The following is a 13433-nucleotide window of genomic DNA, read 5'->3' as shown; positions in this document are numbered from 1 at the left end:
GTCGTTAATCGCACCCTCAGACCATCGGCGTAGGAAATACGGATGACGGAACGTATATGATCGTGGCTCGGCAATCGCCGCCAATGAACGACGGTGATCGATCGTGCGCGTCGTGATCGTCGGTGCCGGCGCCGTGGGCCGGACTATCGCCGAGAATCTGGCCGACGGCCACGACGTGATCGTCGTCGACAAAGACGAGGACATCGTCGAGGACCTCACCTACGAGCTCGACGTTCTCGCCATCGCAGGCGACGGCACCGAGATCGGGACGCTCCGCGAAGCCGAGATCGGCGAGGCAGACATGGTCATCGCGAGTACGGACAGCGACGAGACGAACGTCGTGATCTGCGGTGCGACGAAGACCGAGAGCGATGCGTTCACTATCGCCCGGGTTCGGCGCCGGACTTTGCTCGAGACCTGGCAGGGCTCCGAGGGCGCCTTCGGCGTCGACTTCATGGTCTGTACCGACCTCCTGACGGCACAGGCCATCTTTCGCGTCACCGGCCTGCCAGCCGCTCGCGACGTCGACATGTTCGCCGGCGGGCTCGTCAGGATGGCCGAGTTCGAGATCCGCGAGGACAGCCCCGTCGCCGGACAGACCGTCAAGGAGGCCGACCGCTACGACTCGCTGACGTTCGCCGCCGTCTTCCGGGACGACGAGATGCTCGTCGCCAAGGGGAACACGGTCATGTGCGAGGGAGACAGGGTCGTCGTCATCGGCAGTCCCGAGTCGATCACCCGGTTCGCGAACGAGGTCGCCAGCGTCGAGGACAACGGAACCAAGGATGTCGTCGTGGTCGGCGCGAGCGAAATCGGCATCCAAGCAGCCCGTGAGTTCGAAGAGCACGGCCATCGACTCCGTATGATCGAACGAAATCCCGAGCGAGCCAGAGAGGCGGCCGAGAACCTGCCGAACACGATGGTGCTCCAGAGCGACGCCACCGACACCGACTTTCTCGTGCGCGAGCACATCGACGAGGCCGACGTCCTCGTCGCCGCCCTCGACAGCGACGAGAAGAATCTGCTCGCCGCCTTGCTCGCCCACCGCGTCGGCGTCGAACGGACGGTCGCGGTCATCGAGAACGTCGAGTACGCCACGCTGTTCGAGACGGTCGGCGTCGACGTGGTGATCAACCCGCGTGAAGAGACGGCCGAAGAGATCGTCCGCTTTACGCGTGCGGCGCGCACGGAGAAGGTCGCGATGCTCGAACACGACCGTGCGGAAGTCATCGAAATCGAAGTCGGACCGGACAGCACCCTCACCGACAAGCCGATCGCCGAGGCGACGCAGGACCTCCCAGACGGGGTCGTCATCGGCGCGATCTCCCGCGGCGGCGACCTGATCACGCCCCGCGGGACGACGATCGTCAGGCCCGGCGATCACGTCGTCGTCTTCGTCGACGCCGCAGTGCTTGACGAGGTAATTGAGAGTATGTGAAGAGCATCATCCACGCTCAATGTACGAACCTGTGACAACGGTAGCGAGCGTCTTTCGAGGGTGCAATACCAGGATCACGACTCGGTTATCCACCGATACGCAATGGCGATACAGAAAGCAGCCTCGTACAGTAGGGAGGCACTAACCGACGCCCACGATCGACCAAAAGTCACAGTGAGCGAAATTACAACCGGGCCGACGAGTAAGAGCCAAACGTATACGCTGTCGTCAGGACCGAAGTCAACGACTCGATCGATGCGTGATAGATCGGGCCTTGTCATCGGTAGAGTCCTCCTCGACGGAAAATGGCGCGTAGCGTAACGAGAACGGGGATGATCTCCAGGCGGCCGATCCACATGTTGAACAGGAAGACTATTTTTCCCGGAGTTGGAAGCGATTCGGCCCCGACGATTCCCGTCGATAGCCCAACGTTCCCTTGCGCGCTCGCCACTTCGAAGAGCACATTTTCGAGTGTGTACTCCCCCATCGGGAGGGTGAGTAACAGAGCGAAGATCCCAACGCCCAGGAAGACGAACCAGAGGAACCCGATAATCGCCGCCTCTTCGAACTCCTGACGAATTTCCGTTTGCGTCAATCGCCGACCGTTGATTTTCAACCGGCGGACTGCCGTGTCGGGGTAGAAAACGTCGGAGATTCGGTGGCGTGTGCCTTTTACTAACGTGATTGCACGAATAAGCTTGATACCGCCGGCTGTAGACCCTGCAGCACCGCCGACGACCATACCGAATACGACGGCGAGTTGTGCCTGGATTGGCCAGTTGCCAAGACCAACGTTAGTAGCGTCGACTGCCGTTTGGAAGCCCGCACAGGTAGCCGCCGAAACGAACTGAAACGAACCGTAGCGAAACGCGCTGAAAGGCGTATCGTACGTCCCGCCGTAATACAGAAGTCCAGTTAGCGAGACCGATCCGAGGGTCATGTAGATAAACACCCAGCGGGTCTGGAGATCTTTGTAGAAGTTGCGAAGTTGGCCCTGAAGAATGAGATAGTGTACGGGAAACGCAATGCTCCCGAGAACCATAATCGGGATAAGTGCGAAGTCGATCGCAGCGCTGTCGTACGTGGCTATCGATTCATCAGTTACGGAAAATCCACCGGTCGAAAGGCCGGTCATCGCATGGTTGATCGCCTCCCACGGTGGCATGCCGACCAGCCAAAGGACCTGGATTGAGAGGAATGTAAAGAGAATAAATATCCACCAGATCGTCTGGACTGTGGAGACGATGCTAGGGTGGATTCGTTCGGATCGTGCCTCGCTCTCGTAAAGGGTCAACGATCCACTTCCTGGTCTCGCGAGGATCGCGGTGGTAAGGACGATCACCCCGACACCCCCAATCCACTCGCTGAACGAGCGCCACCACTGGAGGGTCCGGGGGAGTACTTCTTCGTTGTCGGTCATCGTCAAACCAGTTCCGGTGAAACCGCTCATGCTTTCAAAAAGGGCATTGAGCGGGGATTTGAAGGCCGCGAGCGTCTCCGTTTGTGGCGGTGAGGAAAATACCGCTGGAGAGAGTTCGACAGTCCACGCAATCAGAAAAAACGGAAGTGAGCCAAAAATTGCGACGAAGAGCCAGCCGGCGGCAGCGATCATCATTCCGTGGAGCTTTCCGGGGTTCGCGGCGTCGCGGAACCGGATTGTGAAGGCCCTGCCGATAGACAACGGAACGAGGCCGGAGACAACGAGCGCAGGAATCGCATAGTACTCCCCCCAGGCGATCGAAATGAAGAGAGAAACGAACAGCAGGGCGGCGAGTGCCTGCAAAATGCGCCCTAAATCCCGCCCGATCGTTTTACGTGCCGCCTTCATCAGTACCTTCTTGTTCAACAGAGGATCATATATACACCGAAACGATGGCAGGCCCGTCCAATCGAATTTGTGGCGACTGGGCCGCCAAACTTCAATAGCACTGTCGGCAGGCCGTATAACCCGAACAGTTGAGTCCGTCCGGGAGCCAGAAAAGACGTTATATCACTTCTCAGAGTAGCCGAACACCTGGACCAGTTCTGACGTCACCCCAGAAGCGGCATAGATTGTCAGCAAGTCATCGGGTTCGATCCTGGTATTCCCCTGAGGCGTGACCGGTGGGTCCTGGCCATTCCGTTCGATAGCGACGACCAAGACATCGCCTGGGAGGATATCGTTCGTCGCAGCTTCGTGCAGGGTTCTCCCCGCTATTGGCGCATCGTCCTCGACGGTGATTTCGAAAACCTCCGCCTGCTCTCCGATTCGCATATAATCGACGATCGACGGCCGAGCGACACCCCGATAGAGATGCTCGGCGATGAGTTCCTCGGGGTTTTTCATCGTGTGAGCGCCTACCTGACGAAACAAGCGCATGTGATCAGGATTGTGAACGACAGAGACGACCGAAGGAATCTCGAGTTCGTTCGCAAGTAGACAGATCATAATATTCGTGGCATCCCGGTCGGTCGTCGAGATAATCGCATCTGCCTGGTCGGCCCCCGCGTCCTGAAGCGTATTCTTAATCGTTGCATCTGCATTGAGGATCAAGCAGTCGTACTCACCCGCGAGCCTGTCTGCCCGCTCTTCGTCCTGTTCGATCACGACGACTTCATTTCCGGACCGGGTGGCGATGTCAACTAACGGAGTACCAATGTCACCGGCACCGACGACGATGATATACATTTGTCAGGCCTTACGACTCACGAGACATAATCCATTCGTGTTAGCAGTAATCAGTTTGGGCGTGCTGTAAACTCCCGCCTGAATGTTCTCGATACCCGGGTTTCCGGCTGGATAGACAGAAATGCTATTCTGATACAGGTATCTCATTTGTACGGCTTCGTCTTTCCCGGGGCGGTCTCCTGCGCGAGTATCTTAGTGATAGCCCAGGCGGCCCACGCGAAAACCACCGTCAGTAGTACAGCCATCTCAATCCGGATAACCGTGCCGTACGCGACAGAGAGAACGATCGCCGCAACGACAACGGCGGTCACGACGATGGTGAAGACGTCGTAGAACGAGTGTGGATATCGAACGCTAGGTGGACGGACGTTCATATGGTTACGTAGGGTAACTCCGGCTATAGATCATTCCCCGTGCTGAACAGGTGAGATGACAAACGGCGCCACTAAAGAAGGATTTGTCTAACCCAATCTCCTCAGAAAGATCTCCGCGCCCGTCGTATTACGATGGTTTAATACTCCCTACCCGGAATCCCGATATATCGTGGTTAGTTGCGTGTCTCGTAGGGGGTTACCATGAGAGTTCGTGTGGAGTGGCGAATCAGCCTTGCACTTACTGGAACCGTTCTAAAGTACCTCTCTATCCCGCTATTAGTACCGCTTGCTGTCGCACTCATCTACCGCGAGGAGATTTTCACGTTTAGCCTCACGATTCTCTTTGCTCTCATCGCCGGACACGCACTCGAGAAGTTGAGTTCCGAGACGGAACTCCGTATGAGGGAGGCGATGTTGTTCGTCGCAATCACGTGGCTGGCCGTTGCGATCGTCGGCGCAGTTCCCTACCTGATAGCCGGAGTCGGGACGGAATCATCGCTAGCTCATCCCGTGAACGCTCTTTTTGAGTCCATGTCGGGGTTCACGACGACGGGAGCGACCGTGATGGACGAAATATCGTACGAGCGGCACTCGCACGCGATCCTACTGTGGCGACAACTCACACAGTGGCTCGGTGGAATGGGGATCATCGTCCTGATGGTCGCTATACTTCCGGAGTTGGCGATGAACGGTGCACAACTTGTTCAATCAGAAGCCCCAGGTCCACAGCTACAGAAACTGACACCCCGAATCGCCGAGACAGCACGTATCCTGTGGTTCGTATACATTGGATTCACCCTCCTCTACGTCATTATACTCTCTACATTACACTTCACCGGGTACGCACCAGAAATGACCGCGTTTAATGCTATCGCACACGCTTTTACCACCCTTCCTACTGGCGGATTCTCCCCGGAAGCAAATAGCATCGCGGCATTTTCACCCGCCGTCCAATGGGTCGCCATCCCGTTTATGATAATTGCCGGAACAAACTTCGCGCTATTCTGGTATATCCTCCGCGGGGAAGGGAATTTGCTCTTCCGAAATCCCGAGTTCCGAACGTACATCACCGCGATCGGGACGTTTTCCGCACTCCTTGCAGGCATGCTCTATTTCGGTGCTGCGCCATCGCTATCAGAACTCGGCGGTACAACCGCAGGAGCGATGGAAAACTCACTACGACAGAGCGCCTTTCAGATAACGTCGCTATTGACCTCGACCGGATACGCAACGAGCGACTTCGTCGCGTGGGACGGGTCGGGCAAACTAGTCCTCTTGTTTGCGATGTTCGTCGGAGGTTCTGCTGGTTCGACCGGTGGTGGCATCAAGGTGGTCCGATGGCTCGTTAGTCTGAAATTTCTTCGTCGCGAAATATTCGCTGCTGTTCACCCAGACGCTATTCGACCGATCAGACTCGGTGGTACCGTCGTCGACGAGGAAGTCGTTCGAAGCATCCTCGGGTTCACGTTTATGTACCTGTTCGTCTTCGTGTTTGCAACGTTGGTTATTGCCCTCGACGCGAGCCGAATTGGATATTCCCTAACCCCTCTCGAAGCGTTCAGTGCAAGCCTGGCGACGATCGGAAACATCGGTCCTGGATTCGGTTCGATCGGGCCCTTTGGAAGTTATCTCGCTTTTCCTGATAGCTCTAAGATCGTTATGATCTTCCTCATGTGGATTGGTCGACTGGAGCTCTTCCCCGTTCTCGTGCTACTGACGCGCTCGTACTGGCGGTCTTGATCGTGAGGGTCGTCGCTCCGATGGCGGCAGCCGCGTAGAGTTACACACCCGGTCATACCCCCACTCAACATTTCGCACACGCACTCGGCTATTCTCCCTTCCATCCGGTCCAGGGGACGGAAACCTTGAACCCGTTCGGTTCCTATACCTGATCGATGCTCCGCGCGGTGATCTTCGATCTCGACGAGACGCTCGCTGTTCCGGACCGCGATCGGGCGACGCTCCTGGCCGAGGCGAGCGAGGCGGCCGGCGCGCCGACGCTGGAGCGTGGCGAGTACGTCGAGGCGCACCGCCGTCACCTCACCGGCGAGACGCGCGAGCCGATCTTCGACGAGTTGCTCGCCGACTACGACAGCGACGCCGACCCCGCGCGGGTCGCCCGGGCGTACCGCGAATCGGTGACCGGCTCGCTCTCGATCCTCCCGGGCGTCGAACGGATGCTCGACGACCTGGGCACCCGGTACCGGCTCGGCGTGCTCACCAACGGGCCGGTCCGCGCTCAGCGCGAGAAACTCGACGCGCTGGACATCGAGTCGGCCGTCGACGCCGTCCGCGTGACGGGCGAACTCGAGGCCGGCAAACCCGACGAACGGGCCTTCGAGGCGATACTCGACGCCCTCGACGTCGACGCGAACGAGGCCGCCTACGTGGGCGACGACGTCGAGACCGACGTCCGCGGAGCGGCCGACGCGGGTCTCGCGGCCGTCCAGGTGCTGCCGCCCGACGCCGAACCAGACCCACGTGCGGACGCGACAGTCGACCAGAATCGCCTCGCGACGGACCTCCCGGACGTGGTCGCGGCGCTCACGAACGCCTAACCGTCGGTAGACGTCGGCCCGGTGAGGATCCCTACTCTGCTTCGTCTGCGACGGACGCCAGTACGGTCGCCGCCCGTTTTACCTCGGCTCCCGATTCGACGAACACCAGCGTCTGCGGCGGTTCAGTCGCTTTCGGCCTGGTTCTGAGGCCAGCCGCCGAGGCGTCCTCGTGAGTCGCGTCGGGGTTCGTGCGGACGGCGAGGTGAATCCGGTCGTCGTGGACGTTGACCGTGGCGACCGGACGATCGGTCCCGCTGGCGGATTCGTCGGCCGACCCGGTGTCGGTTCCGGCAGCCTCGGTTCGGGTCCGAGTGATCGAGTACGCACGAGCTCCGTCCATCGAAGGCTCGACGTCCTGATTCGCGTCGGTCACCCGGAGCGCACCGAGCGGGCCGTCGCCACGGCCTTCGACCTCCGAGGCGAGCAACTCCGCGATCCTGATTCCGTCCGTCACTCGCTCGTCGACCATACGGAGTCGTGACGGGCGGACGGGTAATCGGCTTCGATCGACGACGGTCGCCAGTCCGCCGGACGCGCTCACGAGTCGGGATTCCTGACGGCCTCACGAACCGCCGGGAGAACGTCCTCGATGTCGACGCCCTCCCGACGGGCGTAGACGAGCGCCGCGGCCTCGATCGTGAGTCCGAGCGATTGCTGGCAGGCGTTGATCGCCCCGACGGCCTCGTGTTTGGGCCGACCGCCCGCGACGACGGCGTCTAGAATCCGTTCGAAGGGCGAGCGCTCCGCGAGGACGTCTTCGTCGGGGACGAACTCCTCCGGAACCTCGATATCGGCCGTATCGACAGTCAGAACGAGCGTCTCCCCGTCGCGTTCGACGATACCGGCTTCGGTGGCGACGTCGGCCAAGCGCTTCGCCTGGTCGGGCGAGAACCAGTCGCGATCCATCGACAGCGCCACGACGAACTCGTTCTGGCGCATCGACTGCGTGCCTCGCTGGACGAACGGTGCGGCGGCGGCGACCCGAAGGCTCATCGAACCCTCGTTTCGCGACGGCCCCGTTAACCGTGACGGTTCCCCCCGATACGGTGTCGGACCGATCGCCGGAGCGGACGGACCGGCTCCCGCAGACGCCGGCGGTGGAGTCGGTCGCCGCGGTGGAGTCGGTCGCCGACTACGAGCGCGCGAAACGGAGCTAATAAGTACGCGCCGGCAGTTTCTCCGCCCATGCAAGATCAGGGCCGCTCGACGCGCAAGCGTACCGGTGGACGCCTCAAACACGCACGGAACCCGCGAAAGGACGAACTCGGGCGCGAGCCGACCGAAACACAGGTCGGGGAGCCCCGTTTCCAGACGACCGACGTCCGCGGAGAGAACACGAAGACGCGCGCGCTGGCGACGAACGTCGCGCAGGTCAACGACGGTGAGGCGACCGTCGCCGCCGAGATCGAAAACGTCGTCGAGAACGACGCCAACCCGAACTACGTCCGGCGGAACATCATCACGAAAGGAGCCGTCATCGAGACCAGCGAGGGGACCGCGCGTGTGACGTCTCGACCCGGCCAGACCGGCCAGGTCAACGCGGTTCTCCTCGACTAGGCAGCACGGATCCAGGCCGCGGATTTTCCACACAGTTCGTGACGTCGCTGCGGAGAGACACTCAGATCTCGCGAGCCATGCGAATCGTCCGGTGGTCAAGATCGACCGCAGCGACGACGTCAGTGCGTCGCTCGCCGATTCGGTCGAAGCCGTGGTGTTCGTAAAAGCCGATCGCCGGTTCGTGGCCCGCGAAGACCTCGACGACCTGTTCACGACCGCCCTCCGCTCGCTGCTCGGCCGTGATCGTCGAAAGGAGCGTCGACCCCGCTCTACGACCCTGGTACTCGGGATGGACGTACAGCGTGAATACCTCGCAGCGACCGTCCATCGGCGGTGTTCCGCGTCCGGCGCCGAACACGCGACCAGCTGGCGACGAGGCCCCGGACTCGACGGCGACCAGCCACCGGCCCGCCTCCCCCGGCGCCTCGATCTCCCGGCGGAGCCGATCGGCCGTGTAGAACGTCTCCAGATTCGCCTCGACGTACGCGTCGGGTAGTAACCCGGCGTAGGCACGTCGCCAGCTCTCTACGCAAACGTCGCGGAGCGGGCAGGTATCGGGCGGTTCGGCCGGGCGGGCTCGAATCGACTCGGCGGTCATCGGATGGGCCGACGAACTGACAGGATTTAGACGCGTCGATCGTCGTCCCGGCTCGTGAGCGAGCTACGGCCGCGGCGCGGCCTTCTGAAGCGCGGTTTCGGCGACGTTGCCGCCGTAGTCGGCACACCGCGAGAGCGAGTCGACGATGAGACCGAGCGACTGCGCCTCCACGGGATCGAGTTCGCGCAGACGATCGTCGATCGTCCGGGTGTGTTCGTCTATCTCGCGGACGGCCTGGCGAGCCGAGTGACCGAGTTTCGTCGCCCGGTCGCTGTCCTCGGCGTCGAGGGCGTCCATCGACGTCCGGATGACGTCGTCGGCGTCCTCGTAGAGGGCAACAAGGCCGTCAGCGACGTCGTCGGGGACGTCGTCGAGCTTTACGGCGAGTTTGCTCATCTTCACCGCGTGGTCCGCGACGCGTTCGAGCTGGCGAGCACTCGAGTGATAGTCGAAGCAATCCTCACGCGTGACGCCGAGCGATTCGGTGGCCGTCGGAGAGCGCAGCGTCGCTCGAAAGATCCGCGAAACGACGAGGAAGAGGCGATCGACGTCGTCGTCGCGCTGGATCACGTCGTGGGCGATGTCGTCGTCGTTCTCGACGATCGCGGTGACGGCGTCCTCGAGCATCGACTCCGCGATCAGGCGCATTCGGGAGACGGCGTTGACGATCGAGAGTTCGGCCGAGTCGAGCAGGTCCTGGATGACGACGCTGTCCGTCGTCTCCGAGAGTACCTCGACGCCGACCAGGTTCTGCGTCGCGTCCCGTATCGCCCGCCGCTGGTCGGTCGTGACGCGGTCGGCGGTCAGTCGGATCAGATCGAACCCGCTCACGTACATCGTCATGACCGCGCGGGTGAGCTGCTCGTCGGTGATGTCCGTGACGTCCATCGTCCCCTCCTGGTGTCCACTCTCGCGCCGCGGCGTCAACAGGAGTGCACCGTCCTCCGGGTAGAATTCGACGGTGCTTCCGGCCTCGACCCCGTTCGCCGTCGCCCACTCCTTGGGTAACGAGACGGTATACGTAGAACCGCCGGTCACCTGCACCTTGCGGGTCTCCATACGTGAGTATGGGCCCACCCCAATATAAATGCACTACGATCTATGTATTCCATCCCAGAGAGGGTGAAAGAGCCAAGAAACGAGTCGGTACTCGCGGAATCGATTTCGATACTGGATCGAACACCGGCCTCAGTCTGAACATCCACGATCAGTCTCACCGACCACCGTCACAGTCGAATCGGGCGATTCCGCCTGCCCTTTCGAGAATCAGAATCCGAGTATACGGACGCTACTCGACGCAGAATGTGCGGTATGAGAACTGAGACGACCGAACTCCGCATCGAACGATATCAGTCGTCCGCCACGGCCAGCCACCGCCCATCTACTGTGACACTACATACCCCTATATAGACATCATAGAAGTCTACTTACCTACGCTGTGGTTCCTACCCAGTGATGTCGAGAGACTCACCTGCGGCCGGGCCGGCCGGAGTCGGCCGGCGAGAACTTCTCGCCGCGGCTGGCGTCTCCGTTTCTGGTGCACTGGCGGGGTGTAGTGGGATTCTCGCCGCGGAAGGCAATCAGATCAACGTCGCGGGGAGCAGTACCGTCTTCCCCGTGACCGAAGCGATCGCCTCCGCGTACACGCGGGAGAACCCGACGACCAACATCTCGCTCAGTAAGACCGGGACCGGGGGCGGGTTCGGGAACTTCTTCTGTGCGGGCCGAACCGATATCAACAACGCCAGCAGGGAGATTGCCGACGCCGAAGAGGGACAGTGCGGGAACAACGACGTCACACCGATCGAGTTTCCAGTTGCCACCGACGCGCTCACTGTCGTGGTCAATCCGGACGCAGATTTCGTCGATTGTCTCACCGTCGAACAGCTCCAGGAGATCTGGCGTGCAGACGGCGCCGATCGCTGGAGCGACATCGACGACTCGTTTCCCGACGAAGAATTCGAACTCTACGGGGCTGCGACCACCTCGGGGACGTTCGACTACTTCAAAGAGGAGATCGTCGGTGAAGAGACGAACCATCGCGGCGATTACTACGCGACTGAACAGGATCGAACGATCGTCCAGGGGGTCCAGGGCTCCGAGACGGCGATGGGCTACTTCGGCTTCTCGTACTACAGCGAAAACCCCGACTCCGTCAAGGCAGTCGCCGTCGACGACGGCGACGGCTGCGTCGAACCGTCGCTCGATACCGCACAGACCGGCGAGTACACCCCACTCACGCGTGACCTGTACATCTACGTGGCCAAGGAGTCGCTGGCCGACCCGACGGTTCGGAACTTCGTTCGCTACTACATGGAGCAAACGACGAGTGACCTGATCGCCGAGATCGGGTACGTGCCGCTGAACGAGGAGAAACGGGCGGAGAACGAGGACAAACTCGAAGCGACGATCGACGAGGTGACCGCATGAGCCAGCCCGACTTCTCCCACGACGGAATCCGAACCCTCCGCGGCACGACGTTTCGCTACCTCTTCTTGCTCTGTGCGCTCCTCTCGATCGCGACGACCGTCGCAATTATCCTCACGCTGCTTGTCGACGCCGTCGACTTCTTCGGGACGGTGTCGATCGTCGACTTCCTCACGGGAACGAACTGGGCACCGAGTCACGAACCGGTCTCTTTCGGCGTTCTGCCGTTGATTTCCGGGACCCTCACGGTCACGATCGGCGCCGCGGCGGTCGCACTGCCGATCGGCCTGCTGACTGCGATCTACCTCTCCGAGTACGCCTCGGAGCGTCGGCGCGCGTACCTCAAACCCGCTCTCGAAGTGCTCGCCGGCGTCCCGACGGTCGTCTACGGCTACTTCGCACTCGTCTACGTCACGCCGTTTCTCGACAGGTTTCTCCCCATCGGGACGTTCAACGCCCTCTCGGCGTCGATCATGGTCGGCATCATGATCATCCCGATGGTCTCTTCGATCAGCGAGGACGCGATGAGCGCCGTGCCAGACTCGCTCCGTCAGGCCGGCTACGGCCTCGGCGCGACGAAGTTCACCGTCTCCACGACGATCGTCGTCCCGGCCGCGCTGTCGGGCATCTTCTCCTCGTTCATCCTCGCCCTCTCCCGGGCGATCGGGGAAACCATGATCGTCGCCATGGCGGCCGGTCAGACGCCGCAGATGGCCGATCTGACGAACCCGGCCGGGATGTTCCTGGATTCGGTCCAGACGATGACGGCCGCGATGGTCGAGATCGGGACCGGCGACATGGTCAGCCAGGGCGTGCAGTACCAGAGCCTCTTCGCGGTCGGCCTCACGCTGTTCGTCATCACGTTCGCCATGAACCTGATCAGTGAGTTCGTCGCCTCGCGCTACAGGGAGGTGTACCACTGATGGCGGCCGAATCGACCGGCGCACACTCTGACGCCACGTTCGGCCGGATCAGTCGCCGCAAAGACGTCGCCTTCCGACTGCTCGCACTAGGCGCGACGCTCGTCGGAATCGTCTCGCTGGCACTTTTGCTCGCGAACGTCGCCGTCGACGCCGTCGGCTGGCTCGACTGGGGCTTCCTCACGAGTCCACCGCACCCGTTCCCGGACCAGGCCGGCTTCCTCCCGGCGATCGTCGGCTCGATCGCCATCATGCTCCTCATCGCGCTGATCACCTTCCCGCTCGGCGTGGGCGCGGCGGTCTACCTCGAAGAGTACGCGAGCGACGGCCCACTGACGACGTTCATCCAGCTCAACATCGCCAACCTCGCCGGGGTCCCGTCGGTCGTCTACGGCCTGCTCGGGCTCGGCCTGTTCGTCGGGTTGCTGGACATCGGCTACGGGTCGGTGATCGCCGCCGCGTTCACCGTCGGCCTGCTCATCCTGCCGATCGTGATCATCTCCGCCCAGGAGGCGATCCGCGCGGTGCCCGACTCGCAGCGACAGGCCTCCTACGGAATGGGCGCGACGAAGTGGCAGACGATCCGCAACGTCGTCTTACCACGAGCCATGCCGGGCATCATGACCGGCACCATCCTCGCGCTCGGTCGGGCGATCGGGGAGACGGCACCGCTCATCATGATCGCCGCGCCCACGACCGTCTTCGGCGTCCCGACGGGCCTCCTGAGCAAGGCCAGCGCGATGCCGCTGCAGATCTACAACTGGGCCTCGTACCCACAGCAGGCGTTCCAGTACGGCGTCGTCGCCGCCGGCGTCGTCACGCTGCTCGTCATCCTGCTCACCATCAACTCGATCGCCATCGTCATCCGCAACCGCTTTGAGCAATCCACCTGA

The 13433-nt window shown here is 61.5% G+C and carries 14 protein-coding genes; 7 read left to right on the top strand and 7 right to left on the bottom strand.

Going from position 1 to position 13433, the window contains the following annotated elements; genetic code table 11:
* The first annotated feature begins 103 nt into the window (after window positions 1-103).
* Entirely contained in the window at window positions 104-1438 is a 1335-nt protein-coding gene (gene trkA / locus NO366_RS11235) for a Trk system potassium transporter TrkA (protein ID WP_256530881.1), read from the top strand.
* A gap of 277 nt (window positions 1439-1715) precedes the next feature.
* On the opposite strand, the gene NO366_RS11230 is transcribed toward trkA, so the two are convergent.
* The 3 genes from NO366_RS11230 to NO366_RS11220 form a co-directional block, all read right to left on the bottom strand.
* The gene (locus NO366_RS11230; RefSeq protein ID WP_256530880.1) at window positions 1716-3266 is read right to left on the bottom strand and encodes a TrkH family potassium uptake protein; all 1551 of its coding nucleotides are present in this window, start codon (window positions 3264-3266) and stop codon (window positions 1716-1718) included.
* A 162-nt stretch (window positions 3267-3428) separates the two neighbouring features.
* Window positions 3429-4106: a potassium channel family protein gene (locus NO366_RS11225; protein WP_256530879.1), complete on the bottom strand. Its 678-nt coding sequence runs from the start codon at window positions 4104-4106 to the stop codon at window positions 3429-3431.
* 143 nt (window positions 4107-4249) lie between these two features.
* Window positions 4250-4480, bottom strand: coding sequence for a hypothetical protein (locus tag NO366_RS11220; protein ID WP_256530878.1), 231 nt, complete (start codon window positions 4478-4480; stop codon window positions 4250-4252).
* Between the two features lie 201 nt (window positions 4481-4681).
* Here NO366_RS11220 and NO366_RS11215 point away from each other — a divergent pair, with 201 nt between their 5' ends.
* Together NO366_RS11215 and NO366_RS11210 are read left to right on the top strand one after the other, a co-directional pair.
* Complete coding sequence (locus tag NO366_RS11215) at window positions 4682-6220, top strand: TrkH family potassium uptake protein (RefSeq protein ID WP_256530877.1); 1539 nt, start codon at window positions 4682-4684, stop codon at window positions 6218-6220.
* 155 nt (window positions 6221-6375) lie between these two features.
* On the top strand, window positions 6376-7038 hold the full coding sequence (locus NO366_RS11210; protein ID WP_256530876.1) for an HAD family hydrolase: 663 nt from the start codon (window positions 6376-6378) through the stop codon (window positions 7036-7038).
* 31 nt (window positions 7039-7069) lie between these two features.
* On the opposite strand, the gene NO366_RS11205 is transcribed toward NO366_RS11210, so the two are convergent.
* Window positions 7070-7507 (bottom strand): DUF7993 family protein, encoded by a 438-nt coding sequence (locus tag NO366_RS11205; protein WP_256530875.1) that lies wholly within the window; start codon window positions 7505-7507, stop codon window positions 7070-7072.
* Between the two features lie 68 nt (window positions 7508-7575).
* Complete coding sequence (locus NO366_RS11200) at window positions 7576-8031, bottom strand: DUF2240 family protein (protein ID WP_256530874.1); 456 nt, start codon at window positions 8029-8031, stop codon at window positions 7576-7578.
* A 192-nt stretch (window positions 8032-8223) separates the two neighbouring features.
* Here NO366_RS11200 and NO366_RS11195 point away from each other — a divergent pair, with 192 nt between their 5' ends.
* Window positions 8224-8595 carry a 30S ribosomal protein S8e gene (locus NO366_RS11195; RefSeq protein WP_256530873.1) on the top strand — a complete coding sequence of 124 codons (372 nt, stop codon included), beginning with the start codon at window positions 8224-8226 and terminating at the stop codon, window positions 8593-8595.
* Between the two features lie 61 nt (window positions 8596-8656).
* Here the strand turns inward: NO366_RS11195 and NO366_RS11190 are convergent, their stop codons facing one another.
* Both NO366_RS11190 and NO366_RS11185 read right to left on the bottom strand, forming a co-directional pair.
* A complete protein-coding gene (locus NO366_RS11190; protein ID WP_256530872.1) occupies window positions 8657-9193 on the bottom strand; it encodes a GNAT family N-acetyltransferase in 537 nt (178 codons plus the stop codon).
* 63 nt (window positions 9194-9256) lie between these two features.
* The gene (locus tag NO366_RS11185; RefSeq protein WP_256530871.1) at window positions 9257-10252 is read right to left on the bottom strand and encodes a phosphate uptake regulator PhoU; all 996 of its coding nucleotides are present in this window, start codon (window positions 10250-10252) and stop codon (window positions 9257-9259) included.
* 396 nt (window positions 10253-10648) lie between these two features.
* Here NO366_RS11185 and NO366_RS11180 point away from each other — a divergent pair, with 396 nt between their 5' ends.
* The 3 genes from NO366_RS11180 to pstA are packed head-to-tail and all read left to right on the top strand — an operon-like array spanning window position 10649 to window position 13433.
* Window positions 10649-11623, top strand: a complete 975-nt coding sequence (locus NO366_RS11180) for a PstS family phosphate ABC transporter substrate-binding protein (protein WP_256530870.1) — start codon at window positions 10649-10651, stop codon at window positions 11621-11623.
* Window positions 11620-12543: a phosphate ABC transporter permease subunit PstC gene (gene pstC / locus NO366_RS11175; protein ID WP_256530869.1), complete on the top strand. Its 924-nt coding sequence runs from the start codon at window positions 11620-11622 to the stop codon at window positions 12541-12543. Before NO366_RS11180 ends, pstC begins: the two co-directional genes overlap by 4 nt.
* Window positions 12543-13433, top strand: a complete 891-nt coding sequence (pstA, locus tag NO366_RS11170) for a phosphate ABC transporter permease PstA (RefSeq protein WP_256530868.1) — start codon at window positions 12543-12545, stop codon at window positions 13431-13433. The genes pstC and pstA overlap by 1 nt, the downstream gene beginning before the upstream one ends.

Source organism: Halovivax cerinus, assembly GCF_024498195.1.
In the GTDB taxonomy this organism is placed as follows: Archaea; Halobacteriota; Halobacteria; order Halobacteriales; family Natrialbaceae; genus Halovivax; species Halovivax cerinus.
This window is presented reverse-complemented; position numbering and strand designations above follow the sequence as displayed.

Coding starts and splice junctions, on each gene's coding strand:
- NO366_RS11230 (WP_256530880.1), bottom strand. CDS start 3,266: ATGAAGGCGGCACGTAAAACGATCGGGCGGGATTTAGGGCGCATTTTG.
- NO366_RS11225 (WP_256530879.1), bottom strand. CDS start 4,106: ATGTATATCATCGTCGTCGGTGCCGGTGACATTGGTACTCCGTTAGTT.
- NO366_RS11220 (WP_256530878.1), bottom strand. CDS start 4,480: ATGAACGTCCGTCCACCTAGCGTTCGATATCCACACTCGTTCTACGAC.
- NO366_RS11215 (WP_256530877.1), top strand. CDS start 4,682: ATGAGAGTTCGTGTGGAGTGGCGAATCAGCCTTGCACTTACTGGAACC.
- NO366_RS11210 (WP_256530876.1), top strand. CDS start 6,376: ATGCTCCGCGCGGTGATCTTCGATCTCGACGAGACGCTCGCTGTTCCG.
- NO366_RS11205 (WP_256530875.1), bottom strand. CDS start 7,507: ATGGTCGACGAGCGAGTGACGGACGGAATCAGGATCGCGGAGTTGCTC.
- NO366_RS11200 (WP_256530874.1), bottom strand. CDS start 8,031: ATGAGCCTTCGGGTCGCCGCCGCCGCACCGTTCGTCCAGCGAGGCACG.
- NO366_RS11195 (WP_256530873.1), top strand. CDS start 8,224: ATGCAAGATCAGGGCCGCTCGACGCGCAAGCGTACCGGTGGACGCCTC.
- NO366_RS11190 (WP_256530872.1), bottom strand. CDS start 9,193: ATGACCGCCGAGTCGATTCGAGCCCGCCCGGCCGAACCGCCCGATACC.
- NO366_RS11185 (WP_256530871.1), bottom strand. CDS start 10,252: ATGGAGACCCGCAAGGTGCAGGTGACCGGCGGTTCTACGTATACCGTC.
- NO366_RS11180 (WP_256530870.1), top strand. CDS start 10,649: ATGTCGAGAGACTCACCTGCGGCCGGGCCGGCCGGAGTCGGCCGGCGA.
- pstC (WP_256530869.1), top strand. CDS start 11,620: ATGAGCCAGCCCGACTTCTCCCACGACGGAATCCGAACCCTCCGCGGC.
- pstA (WP_256530868.1), top strand. CDS start 12,543: ATGGCGGCCGAATCGACCGGCGCACACTCTGACGCCACGTTCGGCCGG.